15 protein-coding genes and 1 other annotated feature are annotated in these 21,573 nt (G+C 35.9%); of the genes, 6 read left to right on the forward strand and 9 right to left on the reverse strand.

Features of this window, described 5'->3' with window-relative positions:
- Window positions 1-230 precede the first annotated feature (230 nt).
- On the reverse strand, window positions 231-1,367 hold the full coding sequence (ftsW, locus tag BKP37_RS13600) for a putative lipid II flippase FtsW (RefSeq protein ID WP_071310152.1): 1,137 nt from the start codon (window positions 1,365-1,367) through the stop codon (window positions 231-233).
- Window positions 1,368-1,568: 201 nt separating this feature from the next.
- Between ftsW and BKP37_RS13605 the strand changes: the two genes are divergently transcribed.
- Entirely contained in the window at window positions 1,569-1,805 is a 237-nt protein-coding gene (locus BKP37_RS13605) for a hypothetical protein (protein ID WP_071310153.1), read from the forward strand.
- Between the two features lie 202 nt (window positions 1,806-2,007).
- Here the strand turns inward: BKP37_RS13605 and BKP37_RS13610 are convergent, their stop codons facing one another.
- From BKP37_RS13610 to BKP37_RS13625, 4 genes are all read right to left on the reverse strand, one after another.
- Complete coding sequence (locus tag BKP37_RS13610) at window positions 2,008-3,633, reverse strand: putative polysaccharide biosynthesis protein (protein WP_071310154.1); 1,626 nt, start codon at window positions 3,631-3,633, stop codon at window positions 2,008-2,010.
- Window positions 3,634-3,707: 74 nt separating this feature from the next.
- Entirely contained in the window at window positions 3,708-4,103 is a 396-nt protein-coding gene (locus BKP37_RS13615; protein WP_071310155.1) for a secondary thiamine-phosphate synthase enzyme YjbQ, read from the reverse strand.
- A 250-nt stretch (window positions 4,104-4,353) separates the two neighbouring features.
- Window positions 4,354-6,471, reverse strand: coding sequence for a PTS sugar transporter subunit IIABC (locus BKP37_RS13620; protein ID WP_071310156.1), 2,118 nt, complete (start codon window positions 6,469-6,471; stop codon window positions 4,354-4,356).
- A 91-nt stretch (window positions 6,472-6,562) separates the two neighbouring features.
- The gene (locus tag BKP37_RS13625; protein WP_071310157.1) at window positions 6,563-7,933 is read right to left on the reverse strand and encodes a 6-phospho-alpha-glucosidase; all 1,371 of its coding nucleotides are present in this window, start codon (window positions 7,931-7,933) and stop codon (window positions 6,563-6,565) included.
- Between the two features lie 181 nt (window positions 7,934-8,114).
- Here BKP37_RS13625 and BKP37_RS20800 point away from each other — a divergent pair, with 181 nt between their 5' ends.
- Window positions 8,115-8,825: a GntR family transcriptional regulator gene (locus tag BKP37_RS20800; protein ID WP_071310158.1), complete on the forward strand. Its 711-nt coding sequence runs from the start codon at window positions 8,115-8,117 to the stop codon at window positions 8,823-8,825.
- Window positions 8,826-8,942: 117 nt separating this feature from the next.
- Here BKP37_RS20800 and BKP37_RS13635 read toward each other — a convergent pair whose 3' ends face one another.
- Complete coding sequence (locus BKP37_RS13635; RefSeq protein ID WP_071310159.1) at window positions 8,943-10,292, reverse strand: MATE family efflux transporter; 1,350 nt, start codon at window positions 10,290-10,292, stop codon at window positions 8,943-8,945.
- Between the two features lie 249 nt (window positions 10,293-10,541).
- Here BKP37_RS13635 and BKP37_RS13640 point away from each other — a divergent pair, with 249 nt between their 5' ends.
- Complete coding sequence (locus tag BKP37_RS13640; RefSeq protein ID WP_071310160.1) at window positions 10,542-11,822, forward strand: BaiN/RdsA family NAD(P)/FAD-dependent oxidoreductase; 1,281 nt, start codon at window positions 10,542-10,544, stop codon at window positions 11,820-11,822.
- Window positions 11,823-11,874: 52 nt separating this feature from the next.
- Here BKP37_RS13640 and leuS read toward each other — a convergent pair whose 3' ends face one another.
- Together leuS and BKP37_RS13650 are read right to left on the reverse strand one after the other, a co-directional pair.
- Entirely contained in the window at window positions 11,875-14,292 is a 2,418-nt protein-coding gene (leuS, locus tag BKP37_RS13645) for a leucine--tRNA ligase (RefSeq protein WP_071310161.1), read from the reverse strand.
- 434 nt (window positions 14,293-14,726) lie between these two features.
- Window positions 14,727-14,951: a binding site (T-box leader), on the reverse strand.
- A 295-nt stretch (window positions 14,952-15,246) separates the two neighbouring features.
- Window positions 15,247-16,452: an MDR family MFS transporter gene (locus tag BKP37_RS13650; protein ID WP_071310162.1), complete on the reverse strand. Its 1,206-nt coding sequence runs from the start codon at window positions 16,450-16,452 to the stop codon at window positions 15,247-15,249.
- 283 nt (window positions 16,453-16,735) lie between these two features.
- On the opposite strand from BKP37_RS13650, the gene ltaE reads away from it, so the two are divergent.
- The 3 genes from ltaE (at window position 16,736) to mnmM (ending at window position 19,398) form a co-directional block, all read left to right on the forward strand.
- Entirely contained in the window at window positions 16,736-17,755 is a 1,020-nt protein-coding gene (gene ltaE, locus BKP37_RS13655) for a low-specificity L-threonine aldolase (protein ID WP_071310163.1), read from the forward strand.
- 111 nt (window positions 17,756-17,866) lie between these two features.
- Window positions 17,867-18,820, forward strand: coding sequence for a tRNA modification radical SAM protein MnmL/YtqA (mnmL, locus tag BKP37_RS13660; protein ID WP_139193133.1), 954 nt, complete (start codon window positions 17,867-17,869; stop codon window positions 18,818-18,820).
- A gap of 5 nt (window positions 18,821-18,825) precedes the next feature.
- Window positions 18,826-19,398, forward strand: a complete 573-nt coding sequence (mnmM, locus tag BKP37_RS13665) for a tRNA 5-(aminomethyl)-2-thiouridylate-methyltransferase MnmM (protein ID WP_071310164.1) — start codon at window positions 18,826-18,828, stop codon at window positions 19,396-19,398.
- 1,258 nt (window positions 19,399-20,656) lie between these two features.
- On the opposite strand, the gene speD is transcribed toward mnmM, so the two are convergent.
- Window positions 20,657-21,463, reverse strand: coding sequence for an adenosylmethionine decarboxylase (gene speD / locus BKP37_RS13670; protein ID WP_071310165.1), 807 nt, complete (start codon window positions 21,461-21,463; stop codon window positions 20,657-20,659).
- Window positions 21,464-21,573 lie beyond the last annotated feature (110 nt).

Consider the following 21,573-nt stretch of genomic DNA (forward strand, 5'->3'; position numbering starts at 1 on the left):
CTGAAATATATCATCACCTTTTTTATTTTTATCCTAAGAAGAAAAGCGCAAGGCGCCCGCCTATCGGCGACAAACACTGGAAGACCTGCTCGTAGCGGTCGGGTTTTTGACCGAAAGAGAAGGTCTGAAGTGATCGAACCGATGGCGCCTGGAGCTAGACAGTTTCCAAGTTAGAAATTTATAATTTTGATACTGCAAAAAAGTGCTTAGTCTATAAGCACTTAAAAGATTTATCCCACTTTATCGAGTTCAATATTATGTGTACCTTTTTTAGTATTATTTCTAGCGATATTAGCAAGTATTCCAACACTAGCGGCACTAATTAATAAAGAAGATCCACCATAGCTCATGAAAGGGAGTGGAATTCCCGTAATTGGTAGCAGACCTGAGACAGCACCGACGTTTAGACATACTTGAAGCGTAAGTTGAAAAGTAATGCCAAAAGCTAAAAGACTACCAAATGGCGTATTACTTCGAACACCTATCAAAATCCCTCTAAATAATATGACACCTAGACATATGAAAACGAATAAAATACCAAGCAAACCAAGCTCTTCTGCAACAATTGCCAATATAAAGTCCGTATGAGCCTCTGGTAAATAGAAAAGCTTTTGTACACTTTGGCCAAATCCTGCCCCAGTAATGCCACCATGAGCCATCGCAATGTAAGACTGAATAAGTTGATAGCCCGTCCCAGTTGAATCAGCAAACGGATCCATAAAACCAATAAGACGATCCATCCGATATGATTCTGAATTAGCATACGTCCAAACAATGACAGCTGCAAATCCACCTAATCCGAATAAATGGATCAACTTCGCTCCCGAACAAAAAACAATTAAACCAGCAACCGCTAATATTAATCCTGCTGTCCCTAAATCTGGCTGCTTCATAATTAACAGGAAAATCCCACCAACAATTAATAAAGGTGGCATCACACCTCTAGTAAATTGATTAATATATTTTTGCTTCCTTGAGTAGACATGGGCTAAATAAATGATAATACCGAGCTTTACAAACTCAGATGGCTGCAAAATCATCCCTACATTTAGCCATCGTGTTGCACCATTTCTCTCTATCCCTAACGGTGAAAAAACGACTAAAGCCAGTGAAAAAAAAGACAAAAACACAATTAGTGGGACGAGTTTTTGATAGAAACGATAAGGAAATTTCATGAAAAATAGAAATAAAATTGTTGAAATACCGATGAATTGTAATTGCTTTTTGAAGAAATGAAAAGGATCGCCATACTTGTCATATCCAACGACATAACTAGAGCTATAAATCATTATTAAACCAAATGAAGCTAGTAATATTATTGCAGTGAGCAAAATCCAATCATTTTCTTTTTTTGCTGAATTTTCCATACTAACCCCCTTGGTATACAATAAAAATGTACAATATAGATTTTATTATATCAAACTACTTTTTTGATAAAAAGAGTTTTCCAAAATTATCAAACCAGGCCCAACTTTTTTAAAATAGGCGTTTCAATTAACGCAACCTTCACGTGTGGGCATAGACTATTTACTGAATGAACAGATACCTAATTTCAAAGGAGAGATCTTATGGATTATTATCGTCAATTTCCTGAAACTCAATTCTTCCCTGGGTTCCCATTCCCACCAACTCCGGGGCCGACTCCTGGACCAACACCACGTCCACGTGACCTTGAACGTCGTGTATCCCAGTTAGAAAGAATTACTCAACGCCAAGGCGAACAAATTACTGAGCTAAATCGTCGTGTGCGTAGACTAGAACGTCAATTAGGGCATGGATTTGGTGGGCCTGGACCTCAATACTAATGAATATTGTATACGTTGAAGATTTGGTTTTTTGCTAAATGATTAACATCGAAATCTACCGATTCTCTAAATTCACTTCAAACATTGGGGGTCTTTACCCCAATGTTTGAAAGCTATAGTTTCTTTTTTTTGAGAAGGATATAGCACAGTAATTTCTCTCAATTTCTAGACGTGGTCAGATTACATAAGAGAGGAAAGAATTTTACCCCCGCGCTTTTTTCTTTAGAAATTTAAACCGTGATCCTAGTATTTGACCAGCTAAATTTGTTCTAACACTAACATATAAATATACTACTCCTCCAGATAGAACTGTGACCAACAAAACGATAAAAGAATAAACGCGATTATCTAAAGGTAACCAAATCGTTAGAGATTCCTTTAAAGCAATGACGACAAACGCCATTATAGCTGTAAAAAGCACAATAAGTAGTGAACGCTTTAAAATAAAGTAATACCGATAGTTAGCATGTTTTCCAATTGCCCAAATATTTACACCTAACGAAGTAACATACCCCAATCCTGTTGCATAAATTGCTCCTATCGCTTCAAAATTACCAATTAAATAAATGTTAAGAATTAGCTTCACTAATAATCCAGCTAGTAGCCCGATTACTGCAAAACGCTGTTGATTAATTCCTTGTAAAATTGCTGATGTTACGGCAAATAATGAGAATAATACCGATACTGGAGCATAGTATCTCAAAACAACTGCCCCAATATGAACATCTTCTAAACCAAATAACGTTCCATAGGCAGGGTAAGCTAAGATGGACAAGCCCACTGCAGCTGGTAAGGTTAAAAATAAAATAATTTGATAGGTTTGAGTTACTTGTTTTTGTAAAAGACTTTGGTCATTATCAATAAATGATTTTGTAATGGTCGGTAACAACGTTAAAGACATTGCGGTTGCAATTGAAACTGGTATTAATATTAATTTATGGGCTGCTTGAGCAAAAGCTCCAAATGCCTCTTCAGCCGTTGCTTGATCATACCCCACACCCATAAGTGCATTATTAAACGTCATTAAATCGATCAATTGGTAAAGCGGAATAGCCAACCCCACAAAAGATAATGGTAAGGCATAGGATACAAGCTCTTTGTACATTGTTCTGAGTGGAAGCTGATGATTTACCTTACTTTCTTGGATTTGTTTATTTATATTGTCTTTCCTTTTAAACCAATAAATAAGTAGAACTGTTAATCCACCTAGCGCCCCTACAAACGCCCCAAAAGTCGCAAAGGCTACCGCTAACCCAACTGAACCGTTCATCATGTGAACAATTATAAACGTCAAACAAAGGATAAAGATAATTCTCACAATTTGTTCAATAACTTGAGAAACTGCTGTAGGTCCCATTGATTGATATCCTTGAAAGTAACCACGTATTAAAGACATAATTGGCACAATAAGAAGGGCAACACTAACCATCCTGATCGTTAAAATAACATCTTCAATTGAATTCCCTTTCAAATCCTTCCCATCTACTACTTGATTAGCAATTGGCTCGGCTAATAAAAACAAAAGTAAAAATGAAACTAAGCCTGTGATAGACATGACGATAAGACCAGATTTAAAAAGTCTTCTTCCCGTTTCATAATCTCCTAATGAATTGTATTTAGAAACAAATTTAGAAACCGCTAACGGAATCCCTAACGTAGCCACACTTAAAAGTACTGTATAAGGAACATAACCGTACGTGTACAATGCTAAACCCTCTAAACCAACGATGGCTTTAAAAGGGAATATATATATTAAGCCTAAGATTTTCGAAATAAAAATCGAAGCTGTTAATACCATTGTACCTCTTACTAACTTTGAGTCGGCCATAAAACACCTCTTTAAATAGTTTAAATTTGGAACTAGTAAAGATATTTAATCGTTGTATATCGACCACGATTATTTTACATTGTCTTAATAAAGTAATTCCTTGTTCGCGGCCCATCGAATTCGCAAAAATATATCCCCTGCCATATTCCAAGTAACAACTCACCATTATATACAATTATTGTTTCTGAAGCACCAAACATACTAGCCTTTACATGAGCGGCTGAATTCCCTTCGCCGTGAAGATCACGCTGATGTTGCAATGGAACCATCTCATCAAGCCGAAAATTCATATCGTGAACTACATCAGGATCAGCATTTTCATTAATTGTTATGGCCGCTGTTGTGTGAGGACAATAGACGACAATTACCCCATCATTGATTTTTTGCGATTTTATATAATCTCTTACCTGATTTGTAATTTCAATTATATCATCTCTCTTATTTGTTTGTATTGTCATCCTCGTCAACATCACACTCAACTCCTATGTAAATTGTATTGCCTTATTTATTTCTGTCATTTATTTTAGCAGGTTGTTAGTTAACCTACAATGATCAAGAATGGTTTCTTTCCGTGTATCCCTTCTTTCTAAGATTGCTAGAGACAACACCTTGCCTATCAGCAAAAAAGCTATCGCAATGCGATAGCTTTTTTAAATGTGTCCGTACCAGAAAGACATATTAGCATTTTGTCCATTTTCGGTGTCAGACACCCGTATTTGATTATGACCCTTTTTGTTCAACGTCTTTTATACTAATCTTGTCTTTTTCATTTATCTCAACAAAACCACTTTGTTCTACGACAACCATTTGGTTTTCATTTAAATTCATAAAAACAATTGGAGTCACAGTTGAAGTTGCATGCTCTTTGATGTAGTCAAGATCTACTTTTAATAGTTCTTGACCTTGCTTCACTTCTTGGCCTTCTTCAACAAGTAATTCGAAGCCTTTACCATCTAGTTTGACAGTATCTAGGCCTACATGAATTAACAATTCTAATCCACTATCAGATTGAATACCAATGGCATGTTTTGTTGGGAAAATATTCAGAATCTTTCCTTTAACAGGAGAAACAATTGTTCCGTCCTTTGGTTCGATCGCAAATCCATCCCCCATCATTTTCTCTGAGAAGACCGCATCTGGAACATCAGTGATAGGTAATAATTTCCCTTTAATTGGAATCGCTATCTCATCAGCTTGAAAAGATGACTTTTGTTTTACTTCTTCTTGTATTTCTGTTGTTGAAGCCACTTCTTCAGTTAATTGATTAAGCTCTTCTTGTAAATCCGGTGATTGAAGTAATTCATTAATTTCATTTTTATAAAGATCAGAATTTCCTCCAAAAATTGCTTGGATGTTATTTTTTATTTTCACAACACCTGCAGCACCAAGTTGTTTTAATAAATTCTCATCAACAAGTTCAATTTTACGAACTTCTACTCTTAAGCGAGTGAAACAAGCATCTACATGAACAAGGTTATCAGGACCACCTAAGGCAACAATTGTATGCAGGGCAATTTCTCTATTTTTCTCTTGCTTAGTTGATTTTGAACCATCTTTTTTCGCATTATAGTCTTTTCTAGTGAATAATTTTACTTCTTGACCACCACGACCAGGTGTAGCGATATCCCATTTTTTGATAACAAAGCTAAACGAGAAATAGTAAACTGCAAAGAATATAGCTCCTAAAACAATGTTCATCCACCAATTTGGTGTACCTGGCAGAACGTTAACAAGAATATAATCGATAAATCCTGATCCACCTGCCCATCCAAGGTGAACGTCTAGCATGTACGTAAGTGCATACGAAATACCTGTTAATAATGAATGAAATACATATAAGAACGGTGCAACAAATAAGAACGTAAATTCAATTGGTTCAGTAATACCAGTTAAAAATGCCGTACCTGCTGCTGCAATTAACATACCTTTAACAACTGGCTTTTTATCAGCGTCAGCACGCTTATACATTGCAAGCGCTGCTCCTAATAAACCAAACATAATAATTGGGAATTTCCCTGCCATAAAGCGACCTGCTGTTACTTCAACACCAGCAGCAATTTGTGCTAAGAAAATATATTGGTCACCTGAAACTAGTTGACCTGCAACCTCAGTCGTACCACCTAAGCCTGTCCATAAAAATGGTGCATACCAGATATGGTGAAGACCAGTTGGGATCAGTAAACGTTCAAGCGCACCATACAAACCAACATAAGCTGGATTTGTTGCATCAGTAGCGATAATGTTTGCAACAGCATTAATTCCACTTTGAATTGGTGGCCAAATGATCATCATCGCAAACGCTAGAATAATAGAAGCAAATACCATGAAAATACCGACAGAACGGTCACCTGCAAAGAAACCAAGCATTTCTGGTGGCTGGAATTTGTGGAACCTTCTATACATGTAAACGGCTAAAAATCCAACGACTATACCACCGAGAACCCCTGTTTCAAGTGTCGGAATACCTAACGCCATTCCATATTCGCCACTTGTTGCAGCCATTTCTGGTGTGATTCCTAAGACAAATGAAATCGTTGTGTTCATAATAAGGTAACCAAGTAAGGCAGCAAGTGCAGCAATACCCGAACCACCTGTTAAACCAATGGCAATACCTAGTGCAAAAATAATCGGTAGGTTAACAAACAAGCTAATCCCAACTTGTAACATACCAGCACTTATTTGAGCAACTACTGGATTTTGTAAAAATTGTACATTTTGAGCCAATGGACCAGTTAAAGCAGCACCAATACCTAACAAAATTCCGGCAGCCGGTAGTAAAGCAACTGGAACCATTAAGGCTTTTCCAAACTTTTGAAGACTACTAAAATCGATTTTCATTTTGTTTCCCCTTTCTTAAACGCTTTCATTGTTTTTTATAAAAAAATTAGGTTGCTCTCTTCTTGGGCATGACAAGAAGAGAGCTTGTTTCTTACACTAATGTAAGGTCTTTATTATCCGTTGTTTCTTTGCGATCTTTTTTTAATTCAGGCCAGTAGTTCTCATTGGCAGCGATAAGATCATCAAGAATTTTTCTTGCTACAGGCGCATCCACAACCGTACGGTTTAACGTTAATGCTTGTAACGCTTTGTTATAGTCATTTTCAAAGTAAGCATCGACAACAAGTTTTTCGTATGCAAGTTGACCTTCGATCATTCCTTTGTAGAATGTTGGGATTTTTCCAACTGCAAATGGCTTTGGTCCACGGTTTGTAAGCATTGCTGGAACTTCAACCATTGCATCATCTTGAAGATTTGAAATAATACCATTGTTCTCAACGATTACAATAAAGATATCACCGTTATTGTAAGCTAAAGATGCAGCAACACGGATCATGTAGCAACCGTGAATGTCAACTTCTAAATGAGCACCTTCAGTTGTACCATTCGCAATAATCCCATCACATAATTCATGTACACGTTGCTCACGACCATTAATAACTTGTCTAGCTCTTGTATTAGATACGTCTTCTTTACTTACCATATCACTTGGATACAAGTAGTATTGTAAATACGTATTTGGTAAATATTCTGGGAAATCTGTTACCATTGTTTTCACTTGTTTAAACGTCTTAATCCAAGATGGATCATTAACAATCTCAGAATCTTCAGGTAAAAACCCTTTATTTAAGATGTGGTTTTTAATTTCATCTGTTAAGTCATTTCCTTCTTTATCATACATTTTCGTAAACCAACCAAAGTGGTTTAAACCGAAGTATTCTGGAACAAGGTCCCAAATTTCTTTCTTTAAGATGCTAGCATAACTAACCATAATCGCAGCTGGCATGTCACAAATGTTAAGGATCTTCTTATCTTCTGGGAAAGCTCTACGTAATGCTTCAGCAACAATGGCCGCTGGATTTGTATAATTTAAAATCCATGCTTCCGGAGAATATTGACGAATTTCTTTAACAAGCTGGATCATATCACCAATTGAGCGTAGACCGTACCCCATTCCACCTGGTCCACATGTTTCTTGACCAACACAACCATGGCTTAATGGAATTTGCTCATCTTTCTCACGCATAGCTAGTCCACCTGTACGAATTTGTACGAAAGCAAAATCAACATCTGTGAAAGCTTCTTCTTTACTAGTTGTGTAATGGAACGACTCAAGCTCTGGATATTTTTCTTTTAAGATAATTTCACAAGCTTTAGCTACTTTCTCTTGTCTTTCTACGTTTATATCATAGAATGTAATGCTTTTTAATGGGAAATTTTCCTTTTCCTCAATTAAGCTCATAATCATACCCGGTGTATACGTACTACCTGCTCCAACAACTACTAAATTTTGTTTTTTCATGTTCATCCTCCTAAGTTTTAATGCGTTTGCAAAGTTGTATTATATTTGTTTTGTTTAAGTTAATATAACTTTAATACAATTTTCTGATTCAGTCAATGAATTTCTTGAGAAAAATTTTGAACTTGTGTATAAATAATGTATGATACTAATAAAAAGTTTAATTTAAGGAGGGAGCTACTTAGTGAATTCTTCACCACTGTATAAGCAAATAGCAAAGAAATTAAAAAAAGAAATATTAGAAGGTAGCATAACTTCCGGAGATGCCATCCCATCAGAAAATAAACTTGCTGAATCGTATAATGTTAGTCGTGTCACTATTAGACAAGCCATTGATTTACTAGTTAGCCAAGAATTACTAGAAAAAGTACAAGGTAGTGGAACCTATGTAAAGGAAAAAAAAATAGAGCATGATATTTTCAGGCTCCAAGGGTTTACCGAAGAAATGTCAATGTTAAACAAGAAAACGATTAACAAAATATTAAGCTACGAAATGAAGGTACCGACCAATTCAATAATGGACATCTTAGGCTTAGAGGAAGGAGATCAAACATTTTATATTAGTCGACTAAGGTACGTTGACGATGTTCCACTTGTCTTAGAAAATACTTACATGCCCGTAAAACTATTTCCTGATCTCTCATATGATGTCATGCAAGCTTCTAAATATAAATTTATTGAAAAGAACAAAAATTGGAAAATAAAACAAAGTTTCCAAGAAATTATTCCAATCATCCCAGATGAAACTATAACAAGCCTACTAAATTTGAAAGAAGCTATCCCAATTCTAAAAGTAAAATTATGGTCAACATTACAAACCGGTGAAGTATTTGAATATAGCGAATTGTTCTTTAAAAGTGACGAATATAAGTTTAAAATCGTTGCGAATCGTTAACTTTATATTAATGAATAATGAGACACTTACTTCACAAAAAAAAAATGTAGATTAAATACAATTAAACCCATTGCTTAAATAAGCAATGGGTTTATTAATTAATTCATCTCTAAAATACTATGCAGCTTCACAAACCCTCTTTAACTTAGCATGTAAGCGCGAGGTGTAAGCACCTAAAAATAGAGTGCGTCCCAAACTAAAGGATAAAAATGAAAGCCATAAACCATGGTTTTGCATGGAAGGGAAGCTCACTGTAAATACAAGAAAAAATAATAGCAATGCTAATATTGTTGAATTTCGGATCGGTACCCCTTCCGTAGCTCCTGTGAACATTCCATATAACAACAATCCCCAAAAAGTAACAAATGGATAAAGTAAAATCCAGAAATAATAATTTACCGTGAGTTCCTTCAAACTATCTAATGAAGTAAAAAGAAATAACAACGGGTCTCTAAATATTAAGAGAAGAAGAAACATAGATGTCGACAAGGCAATACCCCATACAAACGACATTTTCTTCGTTTGTTTAAATAGGAGATAATTTTGTTGGCCGATTGCTTTCCCTGTTAAAATACTATTTGCACCTGCAAGTCCGTCATACATATAGGCTATTAAATAATGGATTTGAAATAAAATAGCATTAGCAGCCAAAATTTCCACTCCCATTGCTGAACCTCTAGCAGTAAAAAAGCCAAATACAGTTAGCAAACAAACGGTACGAATAAATAAATCACGGTTCATTTTTAACATTGTCATAAATTTTGCTTTATCAAAAAATGCACCTGATTTTAAATAAGATAAAGAAAAAACATTTAGCCTTTTTAATAGGACTAAACCAATGATAACAGTACTAACTTCAGAAAATAGTGTTGCAAACGCTACTCCTTTAACGCCAAATTGAAATACGAGAACAAGTAAAATACTTAGGATAATATTACTTATATTCATATACAACTGTAATGTTAGTGAAACCTTTACTCTTGAAGAACCTATTAACCACCCTAAAATACAGTAATTTAATAAAGCAAACGGTGCTCCCCAAATTCGAATCGAAAAGTAATCTGATGCCATTCTCTCTACTAATGGTGTTGATTCGATCAGTAGAAAGGCTGCCTTTTCTATTGGAATTTGTAAAAGAATGAACAAAACCCCAAAGCATATCGCCAAAAATGCTGGTCGAATAAAAGCTGAAATTAATTCTTGTTGATTTTGGTTACCACTAGCTTGAGCAGTAAATCCAGAGGTCCCTACTTTTAAAAATCCTAGTAACCAATAAATTGTATTAAAAATTAATGTTCCGATCGCAACCCCACCTATATATGAGGGATCGGGCATCCGACCTACCACCGCTGTATCGACAGCTCCTAACAGTGGTGTTGTCACAGCTGCCAGTGTTATCGGAACTACTAGTGCCAAATATTGTTTCCAAGTAAAATTCGTTGTAGAACTTAAAGTTTCTTTATGCATAAAATATCTCCTAACCTAATTTAAATTCTTATATTATATCACTCTATGATGACATGTAATATCTAAAACAGACCCGAGTAACTCTAATAAAACTAATAATCATTATCACACACAATATTGAAATTATATTGAAGACAACTCTGTGTCAATGGAATTTTTAATAAAAAATCACTTTTGAACTCCTATAACATGGCCAATACTATGTTATAATACGTAAGTTAATTTGAATGAATAAGTAGGTGTATACGTATGTATGATGTGGTAGTAATTGGTGGTGGGCCATCTGGTCTTATGGCTGCAATTTCTGCTAGTAAACATGGAGCAAAAGTTCTCCTGGTAGATAAAGGAGATAAACTTGGTCGTAAGCTCGCTATTTCTGGTGGGGGACGCTGTAATGTAACAAACCGGATGGATGAAAAAGAACTAATAGCACATATACCAGGGAATGGACGATTTATGTATAGTCCTTTTTCTGTCTTTAACAATGAAGATATTATAAATTTTTTCGAAAAGCTAGGGATTAAATTAAAAGAAGAAGACCGAGGTCGAATGTTTCCAGTAAGTGACAAAGCGAGTACGGTGGTGGAAAGTTTATTAGAAAAATTACGAAATTTAAAGGTCAAAATATATACAAACACACCAGTAAAAGATGTTCTTTATGAAGATGGAAGAGTAATTGCGATAAAGTTAAACAATGGTAAGATACTTTCAACAAAGTCTGTAATTATCGCTGTTGGTGGGAAAAGTGTACCTCATACAGGAAGCACTGGTGACGGCTATCCGTGGGCTCGTAAAGCCGGACACACGATAACTGACCTCTTCCCCACTGAAGTTCCAATAACTTCAAACGAAATTTTTATTAAAAATAAACTGTTACAAGGTTTGTCTTTACGTGACGTTCGTTTGTCTGTGATTAACCCTAAAGGCAAAACAATCATCCATCACGACGGTGACATGATCTTTACTCACTTCGGTATATCTGGACCAATTTCACTACGCTGTAGCCAATATGTGGTGAAAGCGTTGAAGAAATTTTCTGCTGATTACATTAACATGAGTCTTGACCTTTTTCCTCAAAAATCAGCGGAAGATATCTTTCAAGAAATTAATGCAATTGCTAAACAATCAGAAAAAAAATCGATTAAAAACAGTTTAAAAGGATATATTCCAGAACGCTTACTTCACTTTTACTTAGAAAAAACTGAGATTGATGGTAACTCAACATTTGCTAATGTTTCGAACGATGCGCTTCGTCAATTGTCTAAGTTAATAAAAGGCTTCACCTTTTCGGTCAATGGAACGTTACCATTAGAAAAAGCTTTTGTAACTGGCGGTGGCGTTTCTGTTAAAGAAGTAAATCCGAAAACAATGGAATCAAAACTTATGAACGGACTATTTTTTTGTGGAGAAGTGTTAGATATCCATGGGTATACCGGTGGCTATAATATAACAGTTGCCTTTTCTACTGGCTATACAGCTGGCAAAGGAGCTGCAGAAAGTAGTTTAGAATACGCATACCGTAAAAATTGACATACTTGAAAAACATGAAAACCGACTACCAAAAGTGGTAGTCGGCTTTCTATTAGTTGGCGACAAAATTGACAAGCTTATTAGGTACTGCAATGACTTTACGAATTGTTTTTCCTTCAAGTTCTTCTTGAATTTTCTCATCGTTCTTAGCTAATTGCTCCATATCTTCTCGGCTAGCATCTTTTGGAATAGAGATCTTGGCTTTTAATTTTCCATTTACTTGAACAACGATTTCAATTTCCGCTTCTACAAGCATATTCTCGTCATATGTTGGCCAAGACTCATAACTGATTGTGGAAGTATACCCTAATTTCTCCCATAGTTCTTCACCAAGATGTGGCGCTACTGGAGAAAGGAGTTTCACAAAGCCTTCCATTAAAGGTTTCGGCAATTCTTTTTGCTTATAAGCATCGTTAATAAATACCATAAGTTGTGAAATTCCTACGTTAAATCGTAAACCAGCGAAGTCATCAGAAACTTTTTTCACCGTTTGGTGATACATACGTTGGAAACTTTCAGATCCTTCGACATCACTAATTGCCGGATTCAATTTTCCTTCATCCGTAATAAATAGTCGCCAAATTCTATCTAAGAAACGTCTTGCACCATCCAAGCCATTTTCACTCCAAGCAATTGAAGCATCTAGTGGTCCCATGAACATTTCATATAAACGAAGTGTGTCAGCACCATGACTTGAAACAATATCATCTGGATTGACAACATTTCCTTTTGACTTACTCATTTTTTCGTTATTTTCACCTAAAATCATACCTTGGTTATACAGCTTTTGAAATGGTTCTTTGGTAGGGACAACCCCAATATCGTAAAGAACTTTGTGCCAAAAACGCGCATAAAGAAGATGAAGAACTGCATGCTCAGCGCCACCAATATAAATGTCGATTGGGAGCCATTTTTTTAATTTTTCTGGATCAGCTAAAGCTTCTGTATTATGTGGGTCAATAAAACGAAGATAATACCAACAGCTTCCTGCCCATTGCGGCATTGTATTCGTTTCACGGCGACCTTTCAACCCTGTTTCTGGATCTATTACATGCAACCAATCTTTAGCATTTGCTAGTGGAGACTCTCCAGTTCCTGATGGTTTAATTTCATCCATTTCCGGTAGAACTAATGGAAGTTCACTTTCTGGAACTGCCTTCATCGTACCATCTTCTAGATGAATAACTGGAATAGGCTCCCCCCAATAACGTTGGCGGCTAAATAACCAGTCCCGCAAGCGATACGTTACTTTCTTCGTTCCTTTACATTCCGCTTCAAGCCATTCGATCATTTTTCCAATCGCTTGTTTTTTATTTAATCCATTTAAGAAATCGGAATTTACAAGAGTTCCATCTCCTGTAAAGGCTTCTTCTTCTACATTTCCACCAGAAACAACCTCGATAATTGGTAGGTCAAACGTACGTGCAAATTCATAATCACGTTCATCATGTGCTGGAACGGCCATGATCGCTCCTGAACCATATGTAGATAATACGTAGTCAGCAATCCAAATCGGTAACTTAGCACCATTTACAGGATTAATCGCATACGCCCCTGTAAAAACACCTGTTTTTTCTTTCGAAAGCTCAGTTCGCTCTAAGTCGCTTTTTGTTGAAACTTTCTTTTTATATGCTTCAACTTCATCTTTTTGTTCCGTAGTTGTAATTTGGTCTACTAATTTATGTTCTGGGGCAAAAACTGCATATGTTGCTCCAAACAACGTATCAGGTCTCGTTGTAAAAACTGTAAATTCCTGATCAGGATCCTCTATTGCAAAATTTATTTCCGCACCTTCAGATCGACCAATCCAGTTGCGCTGCATATCTTTAATGCTTTCAGGCCAATCAAGTTCCTCTAAATCTTCTAACAAACGATCAGCATATGCCGTGATTTTTAACATCCACTGCTTCATCGGGCGTCGTTCGACTGGATGCCCACCACGCTCACTTTTCCCATCAATAACTTCTTCGTTTGCAAGAACTGTCCCTAATGCAGGGCACCAGTTTACAGGCACCTCATCTACATAAGCTAGTCCTTTATTAAATAACTGAAGAAAAATCCATTGCGTCCATTTATAATAATTAGGGTCAGTTGTATTCACTTCACGATCCCAATCATAAGAAAATCCTAATGATTTAATTTGACGTCGGAAATTATCAATATTTGTTTGTGTAAACTCATTTGGGTGTTTCCCTGTATCTAGTGCAAATTGCTCTGCTGGTAAACCGAAAGCATCCCACCCCATTGGATGAAGCACGTTATAGCCTTGCATTCTTTTCATTCTAGATAGGATATCTGTAGCTGTATATCCTTCAGGATGTCCTACGTGAAGTCCTGCTCCAGATGGATACGGAAACATATCTAGTGCATAAAATTTTTCTTTTGTTTCATCTTCTTCTGTTTTGTACGTTTTGTTCTCTTCCCAAAGATTTTGCCACTTTTTCTCTATCTCTTGATGTGAAAATGACATTTTACTACCTCCTTAATTTTCTCATTTTAATTAGAATAGGTTAATTGTAGAGTTTTTTCATTAATAACATGCCTACGTAGTTAATACTTAAAATTCAAAAATTTTAGTATTAAAAATAATAAGACGTGCTAAATAACTTAAGTTATTAAAATCGATTAATACATCAATAAAGCATTATACCAAGAAAAAGCAAGTGCTTTGCCTTGGTCATAAATGTAAAAAGTAAAAGCGCTTCTAGTCTAATAGTATGTATAGTTTCTTAGCACACTTCCTCAATAGAAAGGTTTATAAAGCGTATCCAAGAAGAATTACATGATGTGATTAAGGTCATTACTTAAATTGTAGTAGTCAACCTAAGGTAACTGAGCTAAACACCATTCTAATATAAAAATTTTTAATTATAGTATAAAAAACCTCCCACCACTAACGTAATCGTTAGGGACGAGAGGTTAATAAGCATAATTATTCCCGCGGTACCACCCAAATTAGTGTTGGATACACTCACTTCTTTAACACCTTAACGCGGTTGACGACAAGAACTACTAAGATTCACTCTTGCAACTAATAGGCGAGTTCGAGGATCTCTATGATTGACTTGCACCACCCGTCAATTCTCTGTAACATGAGTTTCCACTACTACTCCTCATCACTGTTTTTCACTTTTGTTATTTAATTTAACATCATAATTTGTATTGTATTAATTTGTCGATTGATTGTCAAGATAATATTAAAATTATTGACAAATTTTTTTCACTTTAAACAATGGAAAGGTTTTTACATCATTATAGTGGTTAACCGGTAGTGTGCCTTCACACTTAATTTTTGATCATTCCACTTCGGTGGTGCGCCATTACACTAAATTTCTGCTCGTCCGCTACGTTTTTTGGACGATTCTCTTCAGTTGTGTACGGTGCTACTCACACTCTCTTGAATCCACTTGTATCAGCACGGTCCCTATGATTTGTGTGCAATCATAATCTCCTCTTCAACAGTTGGTTTAAGTTGGCGATCATACAAATATGTGCTTATAAATCCAACAGAAAAAAGAAGCATTAAGCTATATAATAACACTTGCATACCAAATAGATCTGCAATTACCCCACCAAAAAATGGTCCAATCATTCTACCACCAGTACCAATACTATTTACGACACCTTGATAAAAACCTTCTTTCCCTTTAGGTGCTAGTTGGTGAGCTATCGTAGGTACAGCTGGCCAAACAAACATTTCTCCTATCGTTAAAATAACCATTGCTACAACAAATATGATAAAAAATTCCGCCTGTGCCAAAACAAAAAATGAAAGCATAAATACAGCTAAACCAAAATAAATTTGTCCCTTTAAAGTATGGAACCACCTTTTAATTAAAGTACTAATAAGAGGTTGTCCCAATACGATTAAAGCTCCGTTAACGGTCCAAATTAAACTATATTGTTCAATACTAATACCTAGTGCTTGTGTATGAACAGATATCGTTGAGGCCCACTGTACATAAGCAATCCAACAAATAATAAACCCAACACAAAGAATTAATAAAGCCTTAAATTTAGCTTTATTCTCAACTACCATTCTTTGATCTAATATACTACTAGTTTGTCCTCTCGTACTTACATCTGCTTTCATATTCTTAAATCCGAAAGAAGCAATAAAAAAGAAAATAATATACATAATACCGTTTGCTAAAAAAACATAATCAAATCTAAAGGAAGCAACTAAACCACCTAAAGCCGCACCAGTAGCTACACCAACATTTTGCGCTACATAAAGTGAGTTAAATGCCTTTCTCCCCCCTTCAGGCCATACAGAACCCGCCATTGCGTACATTGATGGGTATGTAATCCCTGAACCTAAACCTAATCCAATTAATAAAACAACATAATAAGTCCAACTATGAAAAAATACCAATGTAAATGCGCTAACCATTGTAATGGAAATTCCACATAAAATGGTTTTATAGCCACCTATTCGATCGAACAATCTTCCACCAATTAAATTACCGATAACACCTGCTCCTGAATTAGCCATTAAGACTAGTCCTGCAATACTGAGCGACTTACCTAATTCTTGATGAATATAAATCGTATTTAGTGGCCATAAAAAAGAAGCGCCAGTCACATTTATTACCATTCCGATAATGAGTAACCATAACGCCTTTGGCATACTTATCTCTACCTCTCTCTTATTTCGATTCTCTAAAGGAATTGTATGTCATTTTATTATATTTCGCAACGATATTTTTAGGAAAACGACATATATTTTAGCTATCTGAAACCAGTCTGATTTTCAAAATTTTCTTTTGATTAAACTGACTTTTTTCACCTTTTAAAGTATATTATAATGGTAATCTTCTAGTCTCTTCTCAATCCTAAAACTCTAATTCTAATATAATAATAAAATTAAAGTATGGTAAAATGCTGAAAAAATCTTATTAAGGAGAAAAATAATGATTGATTTAAGAAGTGATACAATTACTAAACCCACAAAAGAAATGCGTGAAGCAATGTTTCTAGCTGAGGTAGGAGATGACGTTTATGGTGAAGATCCAACTATTATTAAGTTAGAAGAAACAGCAGCAAAAATTCTCGGCAAAGAAGCGGCTTTATTTGTCACAAGTGGAACACAAGGAAATCAAATTGCAGTCCTTACACACTGCAGGCAAGGAGACGAAATTATATTAGACGAAGACTCACACATTGTTTTTTACGAAGGTGGAGCCATCTCAGCCTTTGCTGGCGTTCAACCGAGAACAATTAAATCGGAAAACGGAATGTTGGATCCAAAAAAATTAGAAGAAGCGATTCGAACGAACGACATTCATTTTCCAGACACAACACTAATTTGCCTTGAAAATACTCATAACCGTTCCGGTGGGGCTGTCATCCCACCTAGTCATATGAAAAAACTTTTCGATGTTGCAACAGAAAAGAAAATTCCTATTCATTTAGATGGAGCACGACTTTTTAACAGTGCCGTTGCATTAAATCTACCGTTAACTGAATTTACCCAATACACGACCACTGTTCAAATATGTTTATCAAAAGGTCTAGGTGCCCCTGTTGGTTCAATCTTAGCTGGACCAAAAGAATTTATAGAAAAAGCAAGAAAATGGAGAAAACGTTTAGGTGGCGGATTAAGACAAGTAGGTATTCTAGGTGCTGCTGGATTTGTAGCCCTAACAGAAATGGTTGATCGGTTGGCAATTGACCACGAGAATGCTAAAATACTTGCAGACGGTTTGGACAAACACCCCCTTATTTCTGTCATTAATAAGGTTGAAACAAATATTGTCCTAATTGATATTACAAAAACAGGAAAGCGATCAGACAAATTTATCGAAGCACTAAAACAAATAGGAATTCTTGCAGTACCTTTTGGACCAAAAACCATTCGATTTACAACTCATTATGATGTAAGTAAAGAAAATATTAAAGAAACGGTAAATAAAGTTTTGAATTTAAAATAATAGAGAGTTTCCTATACAACATAAAGAATTTCATTTATTATTCTCGCCACTTAGACACCATCTAGTTACGTTGAACAGTCGTAACAAATATGACGAAAGAAAGGAACAACTATGAAATCTATCGATCAACAAGTACCTATTATGTTTGGAGACAAACGCTACCATTCATGGAACTTCCATCTTCGCCAACAATTTGGCGAAAAAATATTTAAAATACCGTTAGATGCAGGATTTGATTGCCCTAACCGTGACGGACGTGTCGCTAGTGGTGGTTGTACATTTTGTAGTGAGCGAGGCTCCGGAGATTTTGCTGGTGACCGAAAAGATGATCTCGTTACACAATTCAATACTATTAAAGAAAAAATGCATAAAAAATGGCCAACTGGTAAATACCTTGGGTACTTTCAAGCTTATACAAACACGTACGCGCCAGTGGAAGAACTACGAGAAATGTTCGAGGTTATTTTACAACAAGATGGAGTTGTAGGACTCTCTATTGCAACAAGACCTGATTGTCTTCCAGACGATGTTGTTGAGTATTTGGGAGAGTTAAATAAACGAACATACTTATGGGTAGAGTTAGGTTTACAAACCGTTCACCAACGAACAGCAGACTTAATCAACCGGGCCCATGATTATCAAACGTATGTTGATGGTGTAGAAAAATTAAGAAAGCACGACATTCGTATTTGTTCCCATATTATTAACGGTCTGCCTCTTGAAGATTATGAGATGATGATGGAAACAGCTAAAGAAGTAGCAAAACTTGACGTTCAAGGAATTAAAATTCATCTACTTCACCTTTTACGAAAAACTGCGATGGTTAAGCAATACGAAAAAGGATTACTTGAATTTATGGATTTACCTACGTACATTAACCTTGTATGTGATCAGCTAGAAGTACTCCCACCTGAAATGGTCGTTCACCGGTTGACAGGTGATGGCCCAAGCGATTTAATGATAGGTCCTATGTGGAGTTTAAACAAGTGGGAAGTACTCAATGCTATTGATGCCGAATTAAAAAAACGCAATAGTTGGCAAGGTAAATATTTTCAAAGGGGTTAAGAATAATGAAAGTTCTAGGCGTTCTTCCATTTGCAAGAGAGCTCATTAGCAACGCTGTTCAACAAGGGGATATTGTTATCGATGGAACTACTGGTAATGGACACGACACGTTATACTTATCAAACCTTGTTGGTGAGCTAGGTCATGTTTACGGATTTGATATTCAAGAGGCTGCGATAAATAAAACAAAACAACGATTAACAGAACATAATTGCCTTTCCCGAGTTACGCTTTTTCAGAAAGGCCATGAAATGGTTAAAACAGTTATACCCGAACAACATCAAGGGGAAATTGCTAGTGCTATTTTTAACCTTGGTTACTTACCTGGTGGGGATAAAGAAATTGTAACAATACCTGAAACTACCATAATGGCTATCAGTGACATATTCTCTATGTTAAAAAAAGAAGGGATTATTGTCCTTGTGGTTTACCATGGACACAAAGAAGGGAAAAAAGAAAAGGATGAACTCCTTCACTTTGTCTCAAATATGGATCAAGCAAAAGCTCACGTGTTAACTTATCAATTTTTAAATCAAAAAAATGATCCTCCTTTTATTATTGCTATCGAAAAAAGATAACAAGAGCTCATTACAATATCGAATGAAAAGAGCGTCCAAGTGAATAACGGGCTCCGTTTGCTATCGAAAAACCATAAGTGCAGCCAAAAACGTATAACTAATTGCACCGCATTTGCGGTGCTTTTTTGTATCCTAATATAAAAAGATTGAACAACCCAGATTTTTTTGGTTGTTTTCGTATACTTAATTGTAGGTACTTTTCCTCGTTTTCCCAAAGGAGTCAAGTGCCTTCCGCTCCATTCCACTATAGTCCTGAAAATTCAATCAAACAACCCTTGTGAAAACAGCCTATTTTGAATATCTGATTGAAGTATCGCCGCGTTAGTTAGTGCAATCCTTCATCGGCTTTATGAAGGTCACTTAGCATTCATTTCAGCCTAGTTTTGGCCTTCATCGGCTTTATGAAGGACATCTAGCATGCGTTTCAGCCTAGTTTTGGCCTTCATCGGCTTTATGAAGGACACTTAGCATGCATTTCAGCCTGATTTTTTCCTTCATCAGCTTTATGAAGGACACCTAGCATGCGTTTCAGCCTAGTTTTGACCTTCAGCAACATTATGAAGGACACTCGCATGCATTTCAGCCTAGTTTTGGCCTTCAGCAGCTTTATGAAGGACACTTAGCATGCGTTTCAGCCTAGTTTTGACCTTCATTCAGCAACTTTATGAAGGACACTTAGCATGCGTTTCAGCCTGATTTTGTCCTTCATCAGCTTTATGAAGGACACCTAGCATGCGTTTCAGCCTAGTTTTGGCCTTCAGCAGCTTTATGAAGGACACTTAGCATGCATTTCAGCCTGATTTTGTCCTTCATCAGCTTTATGAAGGACACCTAGCATGCGTTTCAGCCTAGTTTTGGCCTTCATCGGCTTTATGAAGGACACTTAGCATGCATTTCAGCCTGATTTTTTCCTTCATCAGCTTTATGAAGGACACCTAGCATGCGTTTCAGCCTAGTTTTGACCTTCAGCAACATTATGAAGGACACTCGCATGCATTTCAGCCTAGTTTTGGCCTTCAGCAACATTATGAAGGACACTCGCATGCATTTCAGCCTAGTTTTGGCCTTCAGCAGCTCTGGCTAGTGTCTAGGGACAATTTTTGTATAAAATTATTAGTAAATCCTTTTATATCAACAAAAATTGACCGTCAAATTAACATGAAATTTGACGGTCAATTAATAATACGTTTTTAATGTTTGCGATAGGTAACGGAACCCGTTACCAAGTGAACGCTCTTTTTTCCTTATTTATCTGAGTTTAAACCATATTCTTCCCATAAAATATTTCATCCATTTCAGCTTTCAGCCGTTCTTCAATTTCCCTTACTTCTTTTGGCTCTAGTTTCTCTTTTTTATACCCGAATAAGTAATTATTTAAGTCAAATTTTTTTAACTTACACTTTGTATGGAAAATATTTTCTGGATAAACGTTAACATCAATCATATCATATAGCTTTTTAATTTCATCTGGTATGTAATTTTGGATTGAATTAATCTCATGATCAATAAACAATTTCTCACCACTAATATCTCTTGTAAAACCACGAACGCGGTAATCCATTGTCATAACATCCGTTTCAAAAGAATGAATTAAATAATTTAAAGCTTTTAACGGAGAGATTTCTCCACATGTAGCAACGTCGATATCTGCTCTAAATGTACTTATTCCTTCACTTGGATGGTATTCAGGATATGTATGAACAGTGATATGACTTTTATCTAACTGCATCGTAACGGCAGTAGGTAAAGGCCCTGGGGATTCTTCATAGGATTCCGTAGGCACTTCTACAACAGGCCCCTCAGACACAAGCATCGTAACACTAGCCCCTTGTGGAACGTAGTCTTGTTTAGCAATATTTAATACATGGGCTCCAATGATTTCTGAAACATGACTAAGAGTTTTAGTTAAACTATCTGCACTATATTGTTCATCTATGTACGCGATATAAGCTTCCCGATCTTCCTTTGTCTTTGTAAAACAAATGTCATACATATTAAAACTTAGAGACTTTGTTAAATTATTAAATCCGTGTAAAGTTATTCGCTGTTCTGGAGTAAGTTTCATCAGTAAATTTCCCCTTATCAGTAATATTGATATTCTCAAATCCCCAGTTAGGAATCATGTCATCTTTTTTATTATCTTACCCATTCTTTTAAATAAAAAAACGGGTCAAT

Origin of the sequence: Anaerobacillus alkalilacustris (assembly GCF_001866005.1) — a bacterium.
Taxonomy (GTDB): Bacteria; Bacillota; Bacilli; order Bacillales; family Anaerobacillaceae; genus Anaerobacillus; species Anaerobacillus alkalilacustris.

Bases quoted from the DNA above. Each gene is read 5' to 3' on its own strand.
- mnmM (WP_071310164.1), top strand. From the start codon at position 18,826: ATGAAAGTTCTAGGCGTTCTTCCATTTGCAAGAGAGCTCATTAGCAAC.
- mnmL (WP_139193133.1), top strand. From the start codon at position 17,867: ATGAAATCTATCGATCAACAAGTACCTATTATGTTTGGAGACAAACGC.
- BKP37_RS13625 (WP_071310157.1), bottom strand. From the start codon at position 7,933: ATGAAAAAACAAAATTTAGTAGTTGTTGGAGCAGGTAGTACGTATACA.
- BKP37_RS13610 (WP_071310154.1), bottom strand. From the start codon at position 3,633: ATGGCCGACTCAAAGTTAGTAAGAGGTACAATGGTATTAACAGCTTCG.
- BKP37_RS13620 (WP_071310156.1), bottom strand. From the start codon at position 6,471: ATGAAAATCGATTTTAGTAGTCTTCAAAAGTTTGGAAAAGCCTTAATG.
- BKP37_RS13615 (WP_071310155.1), bottom strand. From the start codon at position 4,103: ATGTTGACGAGGATGACAATACAAACAAATAAGAGAGATGATATAATT.
- BKP37_RS13635 (WP_071310159.1), bottom strand. From the start codon at position 10,292: ATGCATAAAGAAACTTTAAGTTCTACAACGAATTTTACTTGGAAACAA.
- BKP37_RS13640 (WP_071310160.1), top strand. From the start codon at position 10,542: ATGTATGATGTGGTAGTAATTGGTGGTGGGCCATCTGGTCTTATGGCT.
- ltaE (WP_071310163.1), top strand. From the start codon at position 16,736: ATGATTGATTTAAGAAGTGATACAATTACTAAACCCACAAAAGAAATG.
- BKP37_RS13605 (WP_071310153.1), top strand. From the start codon at position 1,569: ATGGATTATTATCGTCAATTTCCTGAAACTCAATTCTTCCCTGGGTTC.
- speD (WP_071310165.1), bottom strand. From the start codon at position 21,463: ATGAAACTTACTCCAGAACAGCGAATAACTTTACACGGATTTAATAAT.
- ftsW (WP_071310152.1), bottom strand. From the start codon at position 1,367: ATGGAAAATTCAGCAAAAAAAGAAAATGATTGGATTTTGCTCACTGCA.
- leuS (WP_071310161.1), bottom strand. From the start codon at position 14,292: ATGTCATTTTCACATCAAGAGATAGAGAAAAAGTGGCAAAATCTTTGG.
- BKP37_RS13650 (WP_071310162.1), bottom strand. From the start codon at position 16,452: ATGCCAAAGGCGTTATGGTTACTCATTATCGGAATGGTAATAAATGTG.